The organism is Poseidonocella sp. HB161398, assembly GCF_005870025.1.
Taxonomy (GTDB): domain Bacteria; phylum Pseudomonadota; class Alphaproteobacteria; order Rhodobacterales; family Rhodobacteraceae; genus Mangrovicoccus.
This window is the reverse complement of the sequence record NZ_VATA01000014.1, coordinates 95,193-116,652: the sequence shown is the minus strand read 5'-3', so window position 1 is coordinate 116,652 and position 21,460 is coordinate 95,193. Positions and strand designations below refer to the sequence as shown.

Below are 21,460 nucleotides of genomic sequence, written 5' to 3'. Positions count from 1 at the left end.
TCAGGCCAGCTGGTGGCTGCGCAGCGAGGACAAGAGCGTCTTGCGCGAGGTCGCCAGATGGTCGAGCAGCGCAGCCTCCGCGCGGCGCATGTCGCGCGCCTCCAGCGCGTCGATCACCTCCAGGTGCTCGCGGATCGCATCGGCATTGCGCGACCGCGCATCGGTTTTGTCCCACATGTAGTGGTAGTGGAAGATTAGCGAGATGACCTTCTGGCTCTCGGCGGCGAAGCGGTTCTTGACCGCCGAGTTGATCAGCGCGTGGAAGCGCTCGTCGAGCTTGGAGAAATCCTGGAAATCCGTCTCGATCCGCGCGGCCAGGTCCAGATGCTGGGCGCGGATCTCCTTCAGCCGCGCCCAGGCCGGATGGCCCGGTTCCAGCTCGGTGAAGCGGCGCAGCGCGTAGGTCTCCAGCGCCGTGCGGTACTCGGTCAGCTCCAGCGCGAATTCGGCGGTGAAGCCCAGAAGCAGCCAGCCGCCCTGGCGGCGCCGCTCCACCAGGGCGAGGCGGCTGAGCCCGGCGAGGAATTCGTGGATCACGTGGTTGGGCACGTCGAAGAGCCGCGCCAGCATTGCCACGTTGAGCGTCGTGCCCGCGGTCACGTCGAAGCGCAGCACCCAGTCGAAGAAGCGCTGCTCCAGCTCGGCCGTGTCGAGCCGCGGCCGCTCGATCTCGAACCAGTCCGCCTCCGCGGGCGGGCGCAGCACCGACTTGCGCCGCCCGTCCCAGGCGATGATGCCGGCCTCGCTCATCCGCTGCAGCGCCGAGCGCACGACCGTCCGGCTCGCCCCGGTGGTCTCGGCCAGCGACACTTCCGAGGGCAGATCGCCGCCGGTCCCGACCAACTCGCAGATCTCGAGCAGCTGGTTGAAGGTCTCGCGGAAGCGGATGTCGGATCGTGCCATCTTGGGTCTGCTATCTCTCGGCGGTGTTTCTGTACTTTATCGTTACGAACAGCGAAAGGTCCAGAGCAGGGTCCGGACGCGGCCATGAAACGGGAGCGGCCGCGCCCGGGAGGCGCCGTCAGGCCGTCACCAGCCCCTGGCCGGCGCCCTCGACCGCCACCTCGGTGCCTGCCGGGAGCTGCAGGTGCCGGGTGGCGCCGTCGATGATGACGTCGAGCGCGCAGTCCCGCCCGGCGCGGAAGGCTGCGCGCAGGACCCGCCCCTCCGCCCAGGACAGGTCCATCTCGATGCCGCCGCGCAGCCGCAGGCCGCTCACGCTGCCCCGCGCGGCCATGGCCCGCGGCAGAGCCGGCAGCAGCACCGCGCAGCCCGGCCGGGAAGAGACCAGCATCTCCAGGATGCCCGCCGCGCCGCCGAAATTGCCGTCGATCTGGAAGGGCGGATGCGCGTCGAAGAGGTTGCGGTAGGTGCGGTCGGGCAGGAGCTGCTTGTTCAGCACTTCCCAGGCGCGCTCGCCCTCGGCCAGCCGCGCCCAGAGGCAGATGCGCCAGCCGATCCCCCAGCCGGTCGCGTCATCGCCGCGCATTGCCAGCGAGGTGGCCACCGCCTGCGCCAGCTCCGGCGTCTCGCGCGGCGAGATCTGCAGCGAGGGATAGCAGGCATAGAGATGCGAGACATGGCGGTGGTCGGGTTCGCGCACCCCGGCATCCCAGTCCTCGTGCCATTCCTGCAGCTGGCCCTGCGCGCCGATCCGGTCGGGCGCCAGCCGCGCCCGCGCCGTCCGCGCCCGCGCGCAGAGCGCCGCATCGCCGCCCGCGCCCTCGAGCGCGTCGAAGAGGTCGCGCAGCAGCTGGTCGTCCATCGCGCAGCCCGCCGAGAGGTTGCCGCCGCCGGGATGGATGTTCTCGGGCGAATTCGTCGGCACCGTCACCAGAAGGCCGCTCTGCGGATGCTCGGCGAGGAAGTCGAGGGCGAAGCGCACCGCCCCCTCGATCACCGGGCGCAGCCGCGCCACCAGCGCCTCCGGGCAGCCCTGGTAGAGGCAGTGGTCCCAGAGCTGGTTCGTCAGCCAGATGCCGCCCATCGGCCAGAGCCCCGGATCGGCGCCGTCGATCGGCCCGCAGGCGCGCCAGAGATCGGTATTGTGATGCGCCACCCAGCCCGCCGCGCCGTAATGCTCGCGCGCCATTTCCTGTCCGGTCTCGGCCAGGTCCTCGACCATGCGGATCAGCGGCTCGGCGCATTCGGCAAGGTTGGCCGGGTCGGCCAGCCAGTAGTTCATCTCGGTATTGATGTTGATCGTGTATTTCGAGCCCCAGGGCGGCTGGATCTCCTTGTTCCAGATCCCCTGCAGGTTGGCCGGCTGGCTGCCCGGCCGCGAGGCGCTGACCATCAGGTAGCGGCCGAATTGCAGATAGAGCGCCGCCAGCCCCGGATCGTCGGTCTTGTCGGGCCGGGCGATGCGCTGGTCGGTCGGCAGGTCGTCGCGCGCCGCGCCGAACTCGGCCGAAAGCCGGCCGAAGAGGCGGCGGTGCCCGTCGACATGGTCGGCCCGAACCCGGTCCCAGCCCTTCGCCGCGGCGCGGCCGATCCGGTCGCGCGTTTCCGCCAGCGGGTCGCCGCCGGTATCGTCATGGCGCCGGAAGCTGGTGCCGTAGTCGATCCAGAGCGTGAAGGCGCGCACGTCGCTGAGGCGCAGGCCGAAATCATGCGCCTCGACCCGGCCGCCCTCGGCCTCGACCTTGATCCGCGCCGCCAGGGACAGCCCGCCCGGCACGCCGTATTCGCCGCGGTTGCGCCCCTGCCAGAGTATCTCGCCGGCGGCGCCGTCGATTCCGGGCAGGCCGGGCAGCTCGGCGGCATAGAAGATGTCGCTGTCGAAGCCCTCGCCGCCCTCGGTCCACATCCGCACCGCAATCACGTTGTCGACCGGCGAGGACAGCGCCTCGCGGCGGTAGCGGATGCCGTGATGGACATAGTCCACCGTGGCGATCGCCGTCTCCAGGTCGAGCTCGCGGCGGTAGCTGCCGGGATCGGGCTGGTGGCGGCCCTCGATATAGACCGAGCCCGAGGGCTGGTAGCTGCACTGGAAGCGCGGCCGCGCCATCATATGCGCATCGGCAAAGCGCTCGGCCTCGGCCCAGCGGCCCTCGAAGAGCATCCGGCGCAGCTCGGGCAGATGCGCCGCCGCGCCGCGATTGGCGGCGCTGTAGGGGCGGCCGGTCCAGTGGGTATCCTCGTTGAGCTGGATCTGCTCCTTGCGCGGGCCGCCGAAGACCATTGCGCCGAGCCGGCCATTGCCCAGGGGCAGCGCGTCGGTCCAGTCGAAGCCGTCGCGGTCGTACCAGAGTTTCAGGGACATCATGCGGTCTCCGGTTCTGCGGGAAGGAGGGAGAGGCTGCGCAGCCGCGCGCCGTCGGGGGCGAAGGCGCGCAGCGCCTCCAGCGGGCAGGTGAAGGGCAGGCGGTCGCCGGGGCGGATGCCCGCGGCGCTGCGCGCCTCGATCAGCATGGCGGTGCCGTCGGCGAGATGGCCGTGCAGGTAGCGCGTGCCGCCGAGATATTCGACCAGCGCGACCTCCATCTCGAGGCGGAGCCCGCCGCCCTCGCGGCCGGGCCGCGCCGCCTCGGGACGGATGCCGAGGCTGAGCTCGCGCGGCAGGCCGTCGCCCGCGCAGCCGAGCCGCGCGCCGCCCGGCAGTTCAAGCGCGCTGCCCGAGGCGCGCGCGGGCAGGAAGTTCATCCGCGGGCTGCCGATGAAGCCCGCGACGAAGGCGTTGGCGGGATCCTCGTAGAGCTCCTGCGGCGTGCCGGTCTGCTCGATCCGTCCCTCGCGCAGCACCACGATCCGGTCGGCCATGGTCATCGCCTCGGTCTGGTCATGGGTGACGTAGATCATCGTGTTGGTCAGCCGCTGGTGCAGCTGCGCGATCTCGCTGCGCATGCTGACCCGCAGCTCGGCATCCAGATTGGACAAGGGCTCGTCGAAGAGGAAGACCGCCGGGTCGCGCACGATGGCGCGGCCGATGGCGACCCGCTGGCGCTGCCCGCCCGAGAGGTTCGCCGGACGCCGGCCGAGCAGATGGCCGATCTGCAGCACCTCGGCCGCCTCCGCCACCCGCCGCGCGATCTCCGCCCGGCCATAGCCCGCCATCTTCAGCGAGAAGGCGATGTTCTTCTCCACCGTCATGTGCGGGTAGAGCGCGTAGTTCTGGAACACCATGGCGATGCCGCGGGCGACCGGGTCGAGATCGTTGGCGCGCGTGCCGCCGATCATCAGGTCGCCGCCGGTGATCGGCTCCAGTCCGGCGATCATCCGAAGGAGCGTCGACTTCCCGCAGCCCGAGGGGCCGACGAAGACGGTGAAGCTGCCATCCTCGATATCCAGCGACAGGTCGCGGATCACCTCGAGCTGGCCGTAGGACTTGGAGATGTTGCGAAGGGTTACGCGGGCCATTGGCAGGGTCCTCCCGTGTTGGACGTCATTCCTTGCCGCCTCCCGAGACCTGGTTCCCGGCGGCGAACTGCTTCTGGAAGAGGATGAAGACGCAGAGCGGCACGAAGGCGGTGACGATCGCGGCCGCCGACTGCATGTTGACATTGGGGTCGTACTGCCCGGCGATCCGCGCCAGCATCACCGTCAGCGGCACGTCCTCGCGCAGGAACAGCATCGGCAGCAGCAGCGAGTTCCAGCACCACAGGAACTGCAGGATCGCGCAGGCCGAGATCGGCGAGACCAGGTTCGGCAGCACGATCCGGAAGAAGGTCCCGACCGGGCCGCAGCCGTCGATCCGCGCCGCCTCGATCAGCTCCTTGGGGAAGTCCTCGAGGAAGGATTTCACCAGGAAGACCGCCCAGGCGTAGCTGAGCCCGACATAGGGGACGATGACCGCGGCGACATTGCCGATCAGCCCCATGTCGCGCCAGAGCTGGAACAGCGGGATGATGACCACCTGCTGGGGCAGCACGAAGGCGTTGATCACCAGGATCAGCGTCCCGCGGCGCAGCGGGAAGCGCAGGTAGTGGAAGGCATAGGCCGCGGCCGGCGCGGTCAGCATGGTCAGCACCGTGGCGATGGCGGTCAGCTTGACCGAGCTCCAGAGGCTGGCGGCGATCGGGTACTCGGTCCAGACCCGGGTCCAGGCGTCGAGGGTGAAATCGGCATTGCCGAGATTCCACCAGCCGCGCGCGATCGCCTCGGGCGTCTGCAGCGAGGTCAGCGCCACGCCGATCAGCGGCACGATCCACAGCAGCCCGATGGCGCCGACCAGCGCGATGATCCATTTCGGCGGTGTCACGGGCATCAGCGCGCTCCCTTCGTTCTCTGGATCACGGCCGGCAGCGAGACGGCCATCACCGCCAGCAGCAGCACGACGGTGGTCGCGGCGCCGTAGCCGAGATTGAACTCGGTCATCGACACGCGGTACATGAAGAAGCCCACCGTCTCGGTCGAGCGCGCAGGCCCGCCGCCGGTCAGCACGAAGATGATGTCGAAGGCGCGCAAGGCGGTGACGAGGTTGATGAAGACCGCCACCCGGACGCCCGGCAGGGAGAGCGGCATCATGATGTGCCACATCGTGGCCAGGGGCTTCGCGCCGTCGATATAGGCGGCTTCGAGCACCGATTTCGGGATCGTCTGCACCGCCGCGAAGGTCAGCAGCAGAGGCAGGCCCACCGCGCTCCAGGAGGCGGCGGCGATCAGCGCGGCCATCGCCGTGCCGGGGCTGCCGAGCCAGGGCTGCGCCAGCTCGCCGAGCCCGGCCAGGCCGAGCAGGCCGTTCAGCAGCCCCGAGCTGTCGGGCCGGAAGATGCCGATCCAGATGAAGCCAGAGACCGCCTCGGAAATGCCGAAGGTGGCGAAGATCATCAGCCGGAAGGGCGCGGTCTGGCGCGGGGCGAAGGCGCAGAGCAGCCCGACCGTCCAGCCGATCCCGACCGAGATCGCCGTGACCGAGAGGGTGAAGGCCAGCGTCCGCCAGAGCGTGGCGAGAAAGACCGGGTCCTGCGCCAGCGCGGCGTAGTTGCCGAGGCCGACCCAGCTCGCCCCGCCGAGGCCGCGCAGCTCGTGGAAGCTCAGCCGCACCGTGTCGGCCAGCGGGTAGAGCACCGAGACCCCGAAGAACAGCGCCATCGGCGCCAGCAGCACCATCGCGGCGCCCCAGTCCGGAAGCGGCCGCCGCCGGGCCGGTTCCGCTGCGGCGGTCCGCGCCATCGCGCCGAGCCCGCCGGAACTGTTGGCACAGGACATCAGTAGGCCCGCCCCGCCGCCGCCTCGATCGCCTCGAGCACCGGCATGACATTCTCCTCCGACGGGTCGGAGATGAAGCGCTGCAGCGACACGCGGTACTCGTCCGCGAGCCCGCCGGGCAGCATGTCGCCGAGCACGAACTGCACCTCATGGCCGCTGACCATCTCCGCGGCCCCCGCCAGCAGCGGGGAATAGAGCGAGGTGTCGACCGCGCTGCTCGGCACGGTGAAGCCCGCCTGCGCGATCATGTTGGCGCCGGGCGCCTGCACCAGGTAGTCGAGGAATAGATCGGCGGCCTCGGGGTTCGGGCCGACCGAGGTGGCGAGGATCTCCTTGGCATCGACCATCGCCGCGCTGTCATGGCCCGCGTCGAGCGCCGGGAAGGGCGCCAGCGCATAGTCCTTGCCCGGGATCAGGTCGTACTGGTTCGAGGCGATGGCATTGGTCCACATGCCTTCCTGCACATAGGCGGAGCGGTCATTGACCGTGACCGCGTCGATCGCGTCGTTCCATTCGGTGGCCAGCGAGGTCGAGGCCGCGCCGCAGCAGCCTGCGCGCAGCATCTCGCCGTATTTCGACAGCGCCGCCGCCACCGGTCCGGCCGTCCAGGGGATCTCGTGCGCGGCGAGCTTCGAGACGGTTTCGCCGCCGCCGGTGCGCAGGAGCAGGGACTCGAAGGGTTCGGCATGGGCCCAGATCTTCGCGGGCAGCGCCAGCGGCTGCGGATAGCCCGCCGCCTCGATCGCGGGGAAGGAGGCCAGGAAGCTTTCCCAGTCCGCGGGGAAACCGGCGATCCCGGCCGCCTCGAGCCGCGCGGGCGCGTACCAGATGCCGCTTCGGAAGCCGTAGGTATAGGGCAGGCCGTAGACCGTGCCGCCGGAAGAGCTCGCCGCCTTCCAGCTCTCCGAGACCAGCCCGTCCCAGCCATGCGCCGCGTAGCTGCCGGAGAGATCGCGCAGGATTCCGGCCCTGGCCAGCTCGTCGCGGAAGGAGGGCCAGGTATTGACGATCAGGTCCGGCTGCTGCCCGCCCATCAGCGCCGCGCGGATGCCGCCGCGCTGGTCGCCCGAGGTGGTGACCTCGACCGTCTCGATCTCGATGCCGGGATGGGCCGCCTCGAACCCCGCGATCAGGTCGTCGAACAGCTCGGCCTCCTGCCCGCCGAGCCAGTTCATCAGCGTGACCGTGCCGCCGGGCGTCTCCGCCAGGGCCGCGCCGGAAATGAGGGACAGGGCCGCGGCGCTGCACAGGGCACGCGCCGGCCGGCCGTCGAAATGGCTGAACATGATTTCTCCTCCTGACATCCGGATATGAGGCCGGATGTGGATGTGTATATATCGATTAAAAACCGAAACCAAATGTTTTTTATTTTTTCTATACAAACGGACCCCACGGCGGCGCGCCTTTGCCGGAGATTCCGGCGCCGGGCGCGGCTCTGCGGCGCTTGCATTCCCGTGCGCCCGCCGGGAAAGTCGGGCGGAATGCGGGACAGGGGGATGCTGCAATGACAGAGCCAGGCGGTGCAAGGCCGCTCAACGCGGTGCTGATCGGCGCGGGGATGGTGGCGGGCACGCATGTCGCGGCCTGCCAAGGCGCGCGGGACAAGGTGCGGCTGGCCGGGCTGCTCGGCCGCGGGCCGGAGCGTGCGCGGCAGCTGGCGGCGGAGACCGGGCTCGACCGGCAGGAGGGCTTCCGCCTCTATCACAGCGTCGAAGAGGCCGCCGCCGATCCGGAGATCGATTTCGCCATCGTCGCCACCCCGCCGGATGTCCGCGCCGGGCTGATCCGGCCGCTGGCGGAGGCGGGCAAGCACGTGCTTCTGGAAAAGCCCGTCGGGCGCAATGCGGCCGAGGCCGGGGCGGTCGTCGCGCTCTGCGACGCGGCGGGCGTGCAGCTGGGCATCGTCTTCCAGCACCGGATGCGGGCGGCTTCGCGCGCGGCGGCAGAGCTTGTCGCCAGCGGGCAGCTCGGCGCGCTGGGACTGGCCGAGATCCGCGTGCCCTGGTGGCGCGGGCAGGAGGACTACTACGACGCGCCGGGCCGCGGCACCTATGCCCGCGACGGCGGCGGCGTGCTGATCACCCAGGCGATCCACGCGCTCGACCTGGCGCTCAGCCTGACCGGCCCGGCGGTGCAGGTCCAGGCGATGACCGCGACCACGCGGCTCCACCGGATGGAGGCGGAGGATATCGCCACCGCCGGGCTGCGCTTCGCCTCCGGCGCAGTCGGCACGGTGATGGCCAGCACGGCGAGCTTTCCGGGCGGGGCCGAGACCATCCGCCTGCATTTCGAGAAGGCCAGCCTCGCGCTCGAGGCCGGGCGGCTGCGCATCGACTGGCGCGACGGCCGCAGCGAGGAGGCGGGGGCCGAGGCGGGCTCGGGCGGCGGCGCCGATCCGATGGCCTTCGGCGCCGAGCTGCACCAGGCGGTGATCGAGGATTTCGCCGGCGCCATCCGCGAGGGCCGCGACCCGGCGGCCACCGGGCAGGCGGCACTGGAGGTGCACCGGCTGATCGACGCCATCGCCTGGTCCTCGCATCACGGCCGCATCTGGACCCAAGGAGACACGGAGCGATGACGCCTCCCCTGAAATTCGCCGCCATCGGCATCGACCATGGCCATATCCTCAACATGGCTGCGGGGATGCAGGCGGCGGGCGCGGAATTCGCCGGCTGGTGGAGCGAGGGGGACGGGCCCGTTCTGCCGCGCTTTGCCGAGCGGTTCCCCGATGTGCCGCGCGCCGCCGACCGGGCGCAGCTTCTGGAGGATCCGTCGATCGGGCTGGTGCTGATCGCCTCGGTCCCCGCCGACCGCGCCGGGCATGCGATCGCGGCGATGGAGGCGGGCAAGGACGTGATGGCCGACAAGCCCGGCTGCACCTCGCTGGCCGATCTCGAGGCGCTGCGCGCCTGCGTGGCGCGCGAAGGACGGATCTGGTCGGTGAACTTCTCCGAACGCTTCCAGGTCGCCTCGGCGACGAAGGCCAGCGAGCTCGTGGCGGCGGGCGCGATCGGCGAGGTGGTGAACACGGTCGGGCTGGGGCCGCACCGGCTGAACGCGCCCTCCCGCGCGCCCTGGTTCTTCGAGCGCGCCCGCTATGGCGGCATCCTTGCCGATATCGCCGCGCACCAGGTCGACCAGTTCCTGCACTATACCGGGTCGCAGAGCGCCGAAGTCACGATGGCCACCGTGGCGAACCGCGCCAATCCCGCCCATCCCGGATTGCAGGATTTCGGCGAGCTGGCGCTGCGCAGCGACCGGGCAACGGGCTATGCGCGGGTCGACTGGTACACGCCCGACGCACTGCCGGTCTGGGGCGACGGGCGGCTGACGCTCCTGGGCACCGAGGGCTATATCGAGCTGCGCAAATATGTCGATCTCGGCCACGGGACGCAGAAGGACAACCTGTTCCTCGTGACGCGGGACCGCTGCGAGCGGATCGACTGCAGCGGCGCGGGCACGCCCTATTTCGCTCGTCTGGCCGCCGATATCCGCGACCGGACCGAGACGGCGATGACGCAGGCGCATGCCTTCACCGCGACCGAGCTGGCGCTCGAGGCGCAGGCGCTGGCCGAGCGCGGCACTTGCTGGGAGGTCTAGGAGGCCGCTGACGCGGGAGGCCCTCCGGGGTGCGCCCGGCCGGCCGCGCTCAGGCGGCCCGGCCGCGCTCAGGCGGCCAGGTCGGTGGCGATATGCAGCTGGCCGCTGGCTGCGGTCGCCGCCGCGCCGCCGATGCGGATCTGCAGCTGCCCGGCGACGCGCTGCCAGGAGGCGTGGATCTCGCCGTCGCGGCCGAGCTCGATCCCCTGTTCGGCGATGTAGCCGCCCGAGGGGCTGCCCGGCTCCAGGTGTCGCGCCACATAGGCCGCCACCGCGCCATTGCCCGAGCCGCAGACCGGATCCTCGGCCACGCCGTGATGCGGCGCGAAGCTGCGCAGGCGGAAGCGCACCGGCCCCTCGGCGCCGCGCTCGGCGAAGACGGTGATCCCCGAGACGGCCAGCTCGCGGCTGATCCGGGCGATCCGGTCCAGGTCCGGGGCGAGTGCGGAAATCGCGGCAAGGCGCGCCAGCGGCACGATCAGCCAGGGCGATCCGGTGGAGACCACCTCGGCGGGGGTCTGGCCGATATCGCCGGGCGCGCAGCCCAGCATCGCCGCCAGGTCGTCGCGGCGCAGCCCCGCGGAGGCATGGACTGGCCGCGCCTGGGTCATGGTCAGCCGCAGCCCCTCGGGCCGCGCCTCGGCCTCGACCGGCACCAGCCCGATGCCGCATTCCTGGCGCAGCACCGGCTTCGCCGCAAGCTCGGGATGGCGGGCGCGCATCGCATGGGCCGTGGCCAGCGTCGGGTGCCCGGCAAAGCGCAGCTCGCAGGCGGGGGTGAAGATCCGCACCCGGTAATCCGCGCCCGGCAGGGTCGGCGCCTGCACGAAGACGGTCTCCGACAGGTTCATCTCGCGCGCGATCCTCTGCATGGTGGCGACCGGCAGGTCGTCGGCGTCGAAGACGACGGCGGCGGGATTGCCGAAAAGCGGCTGGCGGGCGAAGGCATCGACCTGGATGAAATCGAGATCCATGGGAAAATTCCTCTGAGGCGGGGGGGTCCTTTCGGGCTCCACCTTAGGACTTGTGACATTTTCCGTAAATCACTATAGTGTCACGGTACACTATTTCAGGATGGCCCCATGCGTCTGAACTCTCCCTGGGAACCGCGGCTGTCGGGCAGCGGCCCCGCCTCCGAGCAGCTGGTCGCGGCGCTGGCCGGGGAAATCCTCGACGGGCGGCTCGAGGCCGGGGACCGGCTGCCGGCGCAGCGCGACCTGGCCTGGCGGCTGGAGATCGGGCTGGGCACCGTGACCAAGGCCTATGGCATCCTCGAGCGGCGCGGGCTGATCCGCACGGTGAAGGGGCGGGGGACCTTCGTGTCGCTGGTCCAGACCCGGCGCGGCCCGCTGATCGACCTGTCGCATAACGTGCCGCCCGCGGTGCTGAGCGAGCGGTCGCTGGCGCGCACGCTGGGCAGCCTGTCGAAGCGGATCGATGCCGGGCTCTTCTCCGGCTATCCGCCGCCCGGCGGCCATGACGAGCACCGGCGGCTGATGGCGGCCTGGCTGGGCCGGCTGGGGATGGCGGCCGATCCGGACGGGCTGGTGCTGACCAGCGGCGCGCTGCATGCGATCTCGGTCGCGGTGACGGCGGCGACCGGGGGGCGGGGGACGCTCCTGACCGAGGCGCAGAGCTATCCCGGGGTGATCGAGCTGGCGCGCCATCGCGGCCTGGCCCTGGCCGGCGTGGCCACGGATGCCGAGGGGATGCTGCCCGGGGCGCTGGCCCGCGCGCTGGCCGGGGCGGTGCCGCCGGTGGCGGTCTATGTCACGCCGACGATGCAGAACCCGACCACCGCGACCATGGGGCGGCAGCGGCGCGAGGAGATCGTCGCCGTGATCCGCGCCGCCGGGGCCTGGCTGATCGAGGATGATGTCTATACGCTGGAGGCCGACCCGGCGCTGCCGCCGCTGTCGATGCTGGCGCCCGATTGCAGCTACTACGCCAATTCGATGTCGAAGACCCTGACCCCGACGCTGCGGCTCGGCGCGCTGGTGGCGCCCGAGGGGCGGATGGCGGCGGTGCAGTCGGCGCTGGCGGCCAGCGGGGCGATGGTCTCGCCGCTCTCCTGCGCGGTGCTGGAACAGTGGATGATGGACGGCACGGCCGAGGCGGTCAGCGGCGCGGTGCAGGCGGAGGCGGCGGCGCGCACGGAGATGGCGCGGGCGCATCTGGCGGCGGCGATGCAGCCGCGCGGGCGGCTGGGCTACCATGTCTGGCTGCCGATGCCGAAGGCCGAGGCGCGGCAGATCGCGCTGGCGGCGCGCAGCCTGGGGCTGGAGCTGACGCAGCCCGAGGCGACCGATGCCGATCCCGGCGCGGGCCAGGGCGGGCTGCGGATCTGCCTCGGCGCCAGCAGCCGCGCCGAGCTGGAAATCGCGCTGCCGGGGATCGCCCGGCTCTGGCAGGAGCTGCGCGCGGGCGGCGGCCAGCGGACGCAGGTCCCGGCCTGAGCCCCTAGCGCGGCGGCGCGCAGCTCTCGCGCAGGCTGATCTGGCAGCCGAGCTCGATCCGCCGCGCCAGATGGCTGCCGGGGCGGCGCAGCGCCAGTTCCAGCTCTTCGAGCGCGGTCACCGCGATGTCGTCGAGCGGCGGGCGGATCGAGGTCAGCGGCGGGCTCGACATCTGCCCGGCGAAGCTGTCGTCGAAGCCCATGACCGAGACGTCGCCGGGCACCGAATGCCCCGCCGCCTGCAGGCAGTGCATCGCGCGGATGGCGATGTTGTCGGACAGGCACAGCACTGCCGTCACCGGCAGGCGCGGCCCCTGCGCGGCGATCCAGGCGCCGAATTCGCGGTCGACGATATCCGGCGCGAAGCCCGAGAGCCGCAGGATCCGCGTTTCGTCCAGGTCCAGCCCCTGCTCGCGCAGCGCCTCGCGGAAGCCCGCCTCGCGGCGGCGGATGGTGAAGCGCCCGGGCCAGGACAGGAGCAGGATGTCGCGATGGCCGAGATCCAGCAGATGCTGGGTCCCGAGCACCGTCGAATAGGTGTTGCCGATGCCGACCGAGCTGATCCGCGAGCTGGGATCGAGCCCGAAGAGCAGCACCGCCGGGCGCGGCTCGGCGGCGAGCCGGGCGATCAGCGCCGGGTTCTCGTCGAAATGCACGACGATCGCCTCGGCATCGGAGGCCGCGATCCCCTGCATCACCCGCTCGGGGTCGAGCCGGTCGCCCGGCGAGATCACCGGGTCGACCCGGATCCCCCGCCGCGCGCATTCCGAGCGCAGCTTTTCCAGGATACGCCAGGAGGTGAAGTTGGTCTCGGAGGCCTGCAGCATCGCCTCGGGCATGGCCAGGACGATGGAATGCAGCCCCGCCTGGGTCGCCTTGCGCACGCGGGTGTCGATATAGCCCTGGGCGCGGGCGATCTCGAGGATCTCGCGGCGCTTCTCCTCCGAGATCCGGGAGCTGCCCTGCAGCGCCCGGCTGACCGTGCTGACCGAGACCCCGGCCGCCTGGGCGATGTTCTTCAGGCTCACGTCATTTCACTCCGGAACTGGCCACCCCTTCGGTGATGTACCTCTGCAGGAAGAGGAAGATAAGGGTCACCGGCAAGAGCGCCACCACGGTCATCGACAGGATGTAGTGCCATTGCACCGTGAACTGCCCCTGGAAGGCGTTGAGGCCGAGCTGCAGCGTGTAGTTCTCGGGGCTCGAGAGCACGATCAGCGGCCAGAGGAAGTCGTTCCAGCGCCAGATCACCGAGAAGATCGCCAGCACGGCGAGCGCCGGGGCCGAAAGCGGCAGGATGATCCGCCAGTAGATGCGGAACTCCGACGCCGCATCCACCCGCGCCGCCTCGATCAGGTCGTCGGGGATGGTCAGCATGTACTGGCGCAGAAGGAACACCCCGGTCGGCGTCGCCACCGTGGAGAAGATCACCCCCCAGAGATTGTCCGCGAGGTTCAGCCCCACCACGACCATGAAGGCCGGGACCATGATGACCGACAGGGGCAGCATCAGCGTCGAGAGCATCAGCACGAAGATCGTGGTCGAGCCGCGGAAGCGGTATTTCGACAGGGCGAAGGCCGCCATCGAGTTCAGGACCAGTGTCAGGATCGTCGCCACCGTGGTCACGAAGACCGAGTTCTTCAGGTAGGTGAGGAAGGCGAAGCGCTCCAGCGGCTCGGTGTAGTTCGACCAGGCCGGGCGGATCGCGGTCTGCTTGACGATCGAGCCGGCATCGACGCTGAGCCGTTCGCCGGGGCTTTCGGGGTCGACCACGGTCGCCTTCAGCCCGATCCGGCGCACCAGCCCGACGGTGCGGGTCTGCCCCTGCTCGTCGGTCCAGGCATAGGCGGGCAGCGGGTCGTCATAGCCCTCGATCACCAGCTCCTGGGCCGCGCGCGGCAGCAGCGTCGGCGGGAAGGAGTTGATCTCCGCCTCGGGCTTGAAGGAGGACAGGAAGGCCCAGCCGATCGGGATGGCGATCACCAGCGTGCCGAGGATCAGCCAGGCCCAGGCGAGGATGTCGGTGACGTCCATGCGGCTCTTGCCGCGGGTGCGGGTCAGGAAACCGAGCATGTCAATTCTCCGCTTTCTTGCCGAGCCAGAGCTGGACCAGCGTGAGGACGAGAAGCGCCAGCCCCATCAGCACCGAGGCGGCGGAGGCCAGCCCGTAGAGCCGGACATCGGTGGCGAAGGCGGTCTCGTAGATGAACTGCACGAGGAACGTGTTCGAGGTGCCCGGCCCGCCGCCGTCGGTCAGCACCCAGGCCTCGTCGAAGACCTGCACCGAGCGGATCAGCAGGAGCACCAGCACCACCAGCAGGTTCGGCATCAGGAGGGGCAGGGTCAGCCGCCAGAACTGCCGCCACCGCGAGGTGCCGTCGATCAGCGCGGCCTCGTAGATGTCGCGCGGGATCGCCTGCAGCCCGGCCAGGATGATGAGCGTGTAGAAGCCCATGTGGAACCAGATCGAGACATAGACCACCCAGAAGCGCGACCAGAGCACTTCGAGCAGGAAGATCGTCCGCTGGCCCATCAGGTCGGCGAAGACCGCGTTCAGGAGCCCGTTGCGCGCCAGGAACCATTTCCAGACCAGCGCGACCACGACCGGCGACAGCAGCACCGGGTAGAAGAAGATCGCGCGGAAGAAGGCCTTGCCGCGGGTCAGCCGGTTCAGCACCAGCGCGGTCACGAGCGCCACGACCAGCGTGCCGGTCGCGTTGAAGGCGGTGTACCAGGCGGTGTTGAACACAGCGGTCCAGAACAGGTCGAGCTCGCAGCTTGCCGGGTCGAGATAGCTGCCGCAGCTCAGCAGCCGCGAGAAGTTCTCCAGCCCGACGAAGGGCCGGTTCCACAGCAGGAGCTCGGTCCCGCCGGTGAAGGCATAGCCGATCGCCAGCAGCACCGGGACGAAGACGAAGATGGTGAAGAGCGCCATGTTCGGCAGCACGAAGACCCAGGGCATGCGGCGCAGCCCGATCAGCCGCTGCAGCTGCGCGAAGGGCCATTCCAGAAGGCGCATCCCGGCCTCCAGCACGCGGTCGCGGCGGTCGGCGGCGCTCATCGGCCGTGCCCGTCCGGGGGGCGGATAGCCGTCATCGAAGGCGGTCATCTCACACCCTCCCCAGGCTCAGCCCGCTCTGGGCGTCGAAGAGGTGGATATGCCCGTCGCGCGGGCGCACCGGGACGCGGTCGCCGGGCGCGGCATCCAGGTGGTTCTGGACATGGACGATGGTGGTCGTCTCCGCGCCGTTCAGCCGGCCGTGCAGGTAGGTCTCGTGGCCGAGGCTCTCCACTTGGTCGACCTCGAGCAGGAGCGGCGAGCCCGCGGCCTCGGCGCCGACGGCGAAATGCGAGGGGCGCAGGCCGATCTTGACGTCGCGCCCGGCCGCGACCCCGCCGAGCGGCACCAGAAGCTCGCCGGTCTCGGGCGAGGCGACGCGGGCCGCGCCGCCCTCGGTGCCGGTGATGCGGCCGTCATAGAGGTTCATCCGCGGGCTGCCGATGAAGCCCGCCACGAAGAGGTTCGCGGGCCGCTCGAAAAGGTCGAGCGGACGGCCGACCTGCTCCACCTTGCCGCCGTTCAGCACGACGATCTTGGCGGCCATGGTCATCGCTTCGACCTGGTCATGGGTGACGTAGATCATCGTGGTGCCGAGCTGGCGGTGCAGCCGGGTGATCTCGCCGCGGGTCTGGACGCGCAGCTTGGCGTCGAGGTTCGACAGCGGCTCGTCGAAGAGGAACACCTTGGGATGGCGGACGATGGCGCGGCCGATGGCGACGCGCTGGCGCTGGCCGCCGGACAATGCCTTGGGCTTGCGGTCGAGATAGGCGTCGAGCTCCAGCATGCGCGCGGCCTCGGCCACCCGCGCGTCGATCTCGGCGCGCTTCATCCGCAGGTTCTCCAGCCCGAAGGACAGGTTCTTGCGGACGCTCAGATGCGGGTAGAGCGCGTAGCTCTGGAACACCATCGAGATGCCCCGCTCCGAAGGGCTCATCGCGTTGACCACCTCGCCGTCGAAGGCGATCTCGCCGCGGCTGATGGTTTCGAGCCCGGCGATCATGCGCAGCATGGTCGATTTCCCGCAGCCCGAGGGGCCGACCAGGGCGACGAACTCGCCCTCCTCGATATCGAGGTCGATGCCGTGGATCACCTCGAGATTGCCATAGGCCTTGGTCAGGCCCTCCATCCGGATGGATGCCATTGTCCTCTCCTCCCTCGTTCCGGTCAGCGCGCCGACTGCGCGGCGCGCTCGCATTCCATGAGAAACAGGCTCCCCAATGCCTGGCCGTAGGGTGTCGGCAGGTTCGGGATCCGCCGGTAGAACTCCAGCGTGTCGCCCATCGGCGTGCCGTCCGAGACATCGCCGAGGAAGCCGTCGCCGTCGATCCGCGCCAGGATCGCGGGCAGGGCGCGCTCGACGATGCGGGCCTCCTCGGCCCCGATCAGCCCCTCGCGCCGACCCGCCAGAACGCCATAGGCGATCCCCGCCGTGCCCGAGGCCTCGACCGGGCTTGCCGGATCGTCGAGCAGCGTGTGGAACAGCCCCTCGCCATTCTGCAGCGCCGCCAGCGCGCGGACCTGGGTCAGGTAGACCTCGCGCAGGTAGCGCGCGACCGCGCCCGTGGGCGGGCAGATGCGGAAGAGCTCGGGGATGGCGATCGTCACCCAGGCATTGCCGCGGGCCCAGAGCGCGCGGGCATAGCTGTGCCGCCCGATGAAGGTCCAGCCATGGTAGAAGAGCCCGCTTTCGCGGTCGCCGAGAAAGCGGATATGCGCGAGATACTGGTAATGCGCGTCCTCGATCCAGTCGGCGCGTTCCAGGAGCTTCCCGGCCTGGGCGACGAAGAGCACCGCCATGACCAGCGTGTCGTCCCAGAGCTGGCCGTCATTGTCGCGCTCTTTCACGGTGTGCTGGTAGCCGCCCTCCTCGGTCTTCGGCATCTGCGTATGCAGCCAGTCCGCCCAGTCGCGGATGATCTCCCGCCAGTCCGCGCGGCTGGGGCGGCGCTCTGCCAGCAGCGACAGCGCCAGCATCGGCGCGGTGGAATTCACCTGGCGGCGCGGCAGGCCGCGGGCGATCTGGCGGTCGTACCAGCGCCCCAGCCGGTCCATCGCCGCCTCGTCGCCCTCGGCCTCGGCGCGGCGGAACTCGCCATAGAGCCCGACGCCGACCTCCCAGTCCCATTCGTCGAAATCAATCTCGTCACCGGGGGCGGCGCCCTCGTCGCCGATGCCCTTGAGCCGCCGGAACCCGCGCGACAGCGCGGCGATGGCAGAGGCGGTATCCAGATTGGCGTGATAGGTCATTCAGAACTCCACAGCTTTGAGGGGGGCGCCGTCGAAGCCGGCATGCGGGGTGACGGAAAGGGGGGCGAAGGGCTCTGCCGCGCCGTCGCGCAGGAGCCCCCCGGAGAAGCTGGCCGAAAGGCGCGCGCCGTCCGCCTGCCAGTCGAGCCGCAGCGCCGCGGCGTCGAAGGCCGGGGCAAGCGCCAGGGCGGCGTCGCGGAAACCGGCGAAGCTGCCATGGGTTGCGGCGGATCCCGCGACCATCAGCCAGCCCGCCTGCGCGCCGTGGCAGCGCCATTCCTGGCCCTTGTAGAGCCCGGTCTCCAGCCGCTCCATCGGCGCGGAGGCCCAGATCGCGGCATAGCCCTCGCCGATGCGCTGGAAGAGCCACTGGCCCTCGCCGGTGCAGTCGTCCAGCAGCTCGGCCGGGGCGAAGAGATGGGTGAAGCGCACCGGATGGGCGTGGCGGTCGAGATCGTAGACCAGCGCGGCGGCATTGCCCGCCATGCAGACCCGCGGCACGGTGCCGTTGGCCATCCAGTAGGAGGGCCGCCCGCCGCCCCAGACCTTCAGCTCGCCGGGATGGCTGATCCAGCTGCGCGCCAGCGGATGGGCGGCGAACTGGATCTCCGCGACATGCTGCTGGTGGCCGGGATCGCCGGTGCGGTGGCCGGTCACTGCGGATAGCTGCACGGCGGCGGTCTTCCACAGCGCCAGCTTGGCGTTCTGGTTCAGCCCCTGCACATAGCGCGCCTCCAGCCGGTCATGGCCCTCGAGCCGGTGCAGCGCGCTACAGGCGGCTGGCGGCGCGTAGTCCGAGACCGCGAAGAGCGCGGCGGCGCGCTCATGGCCCGGGCACCAGATGCCGCCGAAGGCGATGGCGGCGACGGCGCCAAGTTCCGTGGCGGGCCCGGCAAACAGCTCCTTCTCGTAGACCCGGCCCTGGCTGCCGACGGGCATGCCGTCGAGCGAATGCAGCGCGGTCATCACGAAGATCGAGTCGATCAGCGCCTTCGCCCGCGCCTTCAGGCCGGCATCGGGGCTGCAGGCCTCCAGCGTGAAGAGGCCGAGCAGGTCGATCGGGTAGTAGCAGGAGGAATTCCACTCGGCGAGGCCGTGATCCTCGACCGAGTCGAACCAGCGGTGCAGCCGCGCGCGGGCGGCCTCGCGGTGCCCGGCGCCGGTGCGGCCGCTATTTGGGAAGACCTCGCCGGGGAAGGTGTCGCCCGCCAGGAACTGCGCGACATGGAAGCAGAAGGCGTGGTTCTCGCTCCAGAACCACATCACGTCATTGCCCGGCTCGTCGAGCCAGTAGCGGAAATTCAGGATCGCGCGGCGGACCTCGTCCCAGAGCGGCTGCGGCAGGCCGCTGCCCGCATGGTCGCGCCAGGCCCAGATCAGCGGCAGGATCCAGAAATCGGCGCAGTCATGCCGCTCGTCGATGCCGGTCAGGGTGTGGCGGAAGATGCGCGCGACCTCCTCCTCGGCGCCGCCTTCCTGCAAAAGGAGCAGCGCGCGGGAGATGCTGGTGCCGGGTTCCGCGGCGATGCGGGTGCGGGCCTCGGCCTTGCGGGCCGCCAGATCCGCGCCGCCGAGCCGCGCGACATCGCCCATGATCGTGGTGCCGAGCCCGGATTGCAGCCGCACCGCCCCGGCCTCGACCGAGAAGGACAGCGCGTAGCAGCCCGGCGGGATCCCGGCGACATCGAACAGCTCGTGCACCTCGCCCGCCCGGGTGACGGTGAAGCGCACCGGGCCCGGCAGCGGCAGCCGGTCGGCCAGCACGTTCATCGTCGCGCTGCCATCGGCGGACTGGCCGTCATGCAGCACCACCTCGACCGGCTCGGCGGGGCCGTGGTCGCAGACCACAGCCAGTTTGCCCTCCTGGTGGAAGAGCCGCGTGGTGCGCAGGGCCGCCAGCGTCTTCTCGACATCCTTCAGCCGCGCGGGATCGACATCGGCGCGGATCCCCGCCGAGAGCCCCTGGCCCGAGACCAGGCCCAGCCGGAAGAAGCAGCTGGTGTCGCGCTCGTGCAGATCCTCGAGCCGCACGGTGATCTCGCTGACGCCCGCGGGCAGGGCCAGGTCGATCCGCGCGGTGTGCGGGATGTTGCGGTCGAGCGGCTGGTGCACCGCCACCTTGCGGCCGTCGAGCCAGACATGGACGGCGCCGCAGGTCTCGATCTCGAATCCCGCGCTCTGCGCCTCGTCGGCGCGGACCAGCGCGCGGGCGAAGCGGGCGATGCGGGTCGGGCGGAAGCAGAAGGTGGTGAAGTCGACCCGCGGGTTCTCGCCGCCCAGATAGACCTCGGAGAAGGCCGCGGCCGCGGGCGGAACCGGGTCGAGCCGCGGCAGCAGCTTGCGGAAGGCCTCGCGGCAGGGCAGGTCGCCGGTCGCCACCCAGCCATTGACGAAGCGGTAGTCCACCTGGTCCGGATGCGGCCGCGCCACCCCGGGATATATCTCGGACTCGGGCGCCGTCACCAGCCAGCGGTTCAGCGACTCGCCCGCACGCAAAGGCCACCAGACGGGATCTGGCTGCAATTGCGCAACTTTTTGCTCTACACGTTGCACAGATGGTCTCCTCCCTACGCTGCACTGCCGCAATGAAACAGCAGTTAAGCGCCACAATGGCGTTGACACAGCCACAGCTTTGCACAATTGTCCAGATGTGTTGCGAAACTTTTTGCGCACTAGGGAGGAATACATGCTCAAGCTTGCGACCGCCGCGAGCACCCTGGCCCTTCTGGCCGGGGCTGCCGCCGCCAAGGACACGATCAGCTTCGCCTTCACCGATGACGACCCCGCCTATATCGAGCGGATGGGAGAGCTGGTGGACGAGTTCGAAGCCGCCAATCCCGATATCGAGGTGGAGTTCATCACCGCCGGCTATTCCCAGCTGGTCGAGCAGCTGCCCTTGCAGCTCGCCGTGGGCGAGGGGCCGGATCTGGCGAAGATCGCCGATCACGGGCTGATGCGCTACACGCTGGACCTGCGGCCCTACATGGCCGATCCCGACGGCTTCGCCGCGCTCCATGGCAGCACGCTGAACCTGCTGAAGACCGCGGATGCGCCCGCGGACAAGATCGGCGGCTTCATGCTGTCGCAGACGCTGAACCTGCCTTTCGTCAACAAGACGCTGTGGGAGCAGGCGGGCGAGCCGCTGCCCGAGCCCGGCGCGACGCTGGACGAGATCGTCGAGGCCTCGCAGCGCGTGGCGGACGCGACCGGGATCGACATCCCCTTCACCATGGACCGCTCGGGCCACCGCTTCACCGGCCCGGCCTTCTCCTATGGCGCGCATTACGAGGTGGACGGGCACCTGGCCTTCCCCGACGACGCGGCCAAGGCCTATATCGCCGACATGTACCGCTGGACCCAGGAGGGCGCCTTCCCGAAGGAGATGTGGGGCGCCGCGGGTGGGTCGCGCTACAAGAACATGGGCGACGAGTTCGTCGATGCCAATGTCGCCACCTATTTCGCGGGAAACTGGATGGTGAACCCGTTCCGGGCCAAGATCGGCCAGGATTTCGAATGGACGGTGCTGGACGCGCCCTGCGGGCCGGGCGGCTGCGTGCCGATGCCCGGCGGCACCTTCCTGGCGGCCTTCAACACCACCGACCACCCCGAGGCGGTCGCCAAGCTGGTGGAGTTCCTCGGCTCCGAGAAGGTCGTGCGCGAGCTGGCCGAGCGCTTCATCATCATCCCCGGCGCCAATATCCAGGACCTGGAATACCAGCTCGACGATCCCAGCGCGGCCGAGGCGATGAAGGTCTTCGCCCGCAACGCGCCGAATGTCACCGACGAGATCCGCGAATGGTCGGCCTTCCCCGGCATCCAGGCGGTGCAGTCCTCCATCGTCCAGCGCATGACCCAGCTGATCGTCGGCGAGATGTCGCTGGAGGACACCTATGCGCGGCTCGAATCCGACATCGCCTCGATCGATGCCGAGCTGAGCAACTGAGCCC

Annotated in this window: 17 protein-coding genes; 4 read left to right on the top strand and 13 right to left on the bottom strand. The window is 70.2% G+C overall.

All coding sequences use genetic code 11. The features are described 5' to 3' along the window. The 6 genes from FGX59_RS13245 to FGX59_RS13220 form a co-directional block, all read right to left on the bottom strand. Window positions 1-903 (bottom strand): GntR family transcriptional regulator, encoded by a 903-nt coding sequence (locus tag FGX59_RS13245; protein WP_138467024.1) that lies wholly within the window; start codon window positions 901-903, stop codon window positions 1-3. Window positions 904-1,021: 118 nt separating this feature from the next. Beyond that, window positions 1,022-3,265 (bottom strand): glycoside hydrolase N-terminal domain-containing protein, encoded by a 2,244-nt coding sequence (locus FGX59_RS13240; RefSeq protein ID WP_171060635.1) that lies wholly within the window; start codon window positions 3,263-3,265, stop codon window positions 1,022-1,024. Then, window positions 3,265-4,359: an ABC transporter ATP-binding protein gene (locus FGX59_RS13235; protein WP_138467020.1), complete on the bottom strand. Its 1,095-nt coding sequence runs from the start codon at window positions 4,357-4,359 to the stop codon at window positions 3,265-3,267. Before FGX59_RS13235 ends, FGX59_RS13240 begins: the two co-directional genes overlap by 1 nt. Window positions 4,360-4,384: 25 nt before the next feature. After that, window positions 4,385-5,206, bottom strand: a complete 822-nt coding sequence (locus FGX59_RS13230) for a carbohydrate ABC transporter permease (RefSeq protein ID WP_138467018.1) — start codon at window positions 5,204-5,206, stop codon at window positions 4,385-4,387. Further along, window positions 5,206-6,150, bottom strand: coding sequence for a carbohydrate ABC transporter permease (locus FGX59_RS13225; RefSeq protein WP_206078353.1), 945 nt, complete (start codon window positions 6,148-6,150; stop codon window positions 5,206-5,208). The genes FGX59_RS13230 and FGX59_RS13225 overlap by 1 nt, the downstream gene beginning before the upstream one ends. Next, window positions 6,150-7,436 carry an ABC transporter substrate-binding protein gene (locus FGX59_RS13220; protein WP_171060634.1) on the bottom strand — a complete coding sequence of 429 codons (1,287 nt, stop codon included), beginning with the start codon at window positions 7,434-7,436 and terminating at the stop codon, window positions 6,150-6,152. The genes FGX59_RS13225 and FGX59_RS13220 overlap by 1 nt, the downstream gene beginning before the upstream one ends. A 218-nt stretch (window positions 7,437-7,654) precedes the next feature. On the opposite strand from FGX59_RS13220, the gene FGX59_RS13215 reads away from it, so the two are divergent. Further along, window positions 7,655-8,728, top strand: coding sequence for a Gfo/Idh/MocA family protein (locus tag FGX59_RS13215; RefSeq protein WP_138467014.1), 1,074 nt, complete (start codon window positions 7,655-7,657; stop codon window positions 8,726-8,728). Then, on the top strand, window positions 8,725-9,750 hold the full coding sequence (locus FGX59_RS13210; protein WP_138467012.1) for a Gfo/Idh/MocA family protein: 1,026 nt from the start codon (window positions 8,725-8,727) through the stop codon (window positions 9,748-9,750). Before FGX59_RS13215 ends, FGX59_RS13210 begins: the two co-directional genes overlap by 4 nt. Before the next feature lie 68 nt (window positions 9,751-9,818). On the opposite strand, the gene FGX59_RS13205 is transcribed toward FGX59_RS13210, so the two are convergent. Continuing rightward, on the bottom strand, window positions 9,819-10,724 hold the full coding sequence (locus FGX59_RS13205; protein WP_138467010.1) for a PhzF family phenazine biosynthesis protein: 906 nt from the start codon (window positions 10,722-10,724) through the stop codon (window positions 9,819-9,821). Between the two features lie 108 nt (window positions 10,725-10,832). Between FGX59_RS13205 and FGX59_RS13200 the strand changes: the two genes are divergently transcribed. Further along, the gene (locus FGX59_RS13200) at window positions 10,833-12,206 is read left to right on the top strand and encodes a PLP-dependent aminotransferase family protein (protein ID WP_138467009.1); all 1,374 of its coding nucleotides are present in this window, start codon (window positions 10,833-10,835) and stop codon (window positions 12,204-12,206) included. Window positions 12,207-12,210: 4 nt separating this feature from the next. Here FGX59_RS13200 and FGX59_RS13195 read toward each other — a convergent pair whose 3' ends face one another. The 6 genes from FGX59_RS13195 to FGX59_RS13170 are packed head-to-tail and all read right to left on the bottom strand — an operon-like array spanning window position 12,211 to window position 20,036. Next, complete coding sequence (locus FGX59_RS13195; protein ID WP_138467007.1) at window positions 12,211-13,233, bottom strand: LacI family DNA-binding transcriptional regulator; 1,023 nt, start codon at window positions 13,231-13,233, stop codon at window positions 12,211-12,213. Between the two features lies 1 nt (window position 13,234). Next, window positions 13,235-14,278 carry a carbohydrate ABC transporter permease gene (locus FGX59_RS13190; protein ID WP_138467005.1) on the bottom strand — a complete coding sequence of 348 codons (1,044 nt, stop codon included), beginning with the start codon at window positions 14,276-14,278 and terminating at the stop codon, window positions 13,235-13,237. A gap of 1 nt (window position 14,279) precedes the next feature. Continuing rightward, on the bottom strand, window positions 14,280-15,314 hold the full coding sequence (locus tag FGX59_RS13185) for a carbohydrate ABC transporter permease (RefSeq protein ID WP_240722429.1): 1,035 nt from the start codon (window positions 15,312-15,314) through the stop codon (window positions 14,280-14,282). A gap of 1 nt (window position 15,315) precedes the next feature. Next, a complete protein-coding gene (locus FGX59_RS13180) occupies window positions 15,316-16,407 on the bottom strand; it encodes an ABC transporter ATP-binding protein (RefSeq protein WP_138467003.1) in 1,092 nt (363 codons plus the stop codon). Window positions 16,408-16,430: 23 nt separating this feature from the next. Beyond that, window positions 16,431-17,513: a glycoside hydrolase family 105 protein gene (locus FGX59_RS13175; protein ID WP_138467001.1), complete on the bottom strand. Its 1,083-nt coding sequence runs from the start codon at window positions 17,511-17,513 to the stop codon at window positions 16,431-16,433. Then, window positions 17,514-20,036 (bottom strand): hypothetical protein, encoded by a 2,523-nt coding sequence (locus FGX59_RS13170; RefSeq protein WP_138466999.1) that lies wholly within the window; start codon window positions 20,034-20,036, stop codon window positions 17,514-17,516. A 163-nt stretch (window positions 20,037-20,199) separates the two neighbouring features. Between FGX59_RS13170 and FGX59_RS13165 the strand changes: the two genes are divergently transcribed. Next, window positions 20,200-21,456 (top strand): ABC transporter substrate-binding protein, encoded by a 1,257-nt coding sequence (locus FGX59_RS13165; protein ID WP_138466997.1) that lies wholly within the window; start codon window positions 20,200-20,202, stop codon window positions 21,454-21,456. Window positions 21,457-21,460 lie beyond the last annotated feature (4 nt).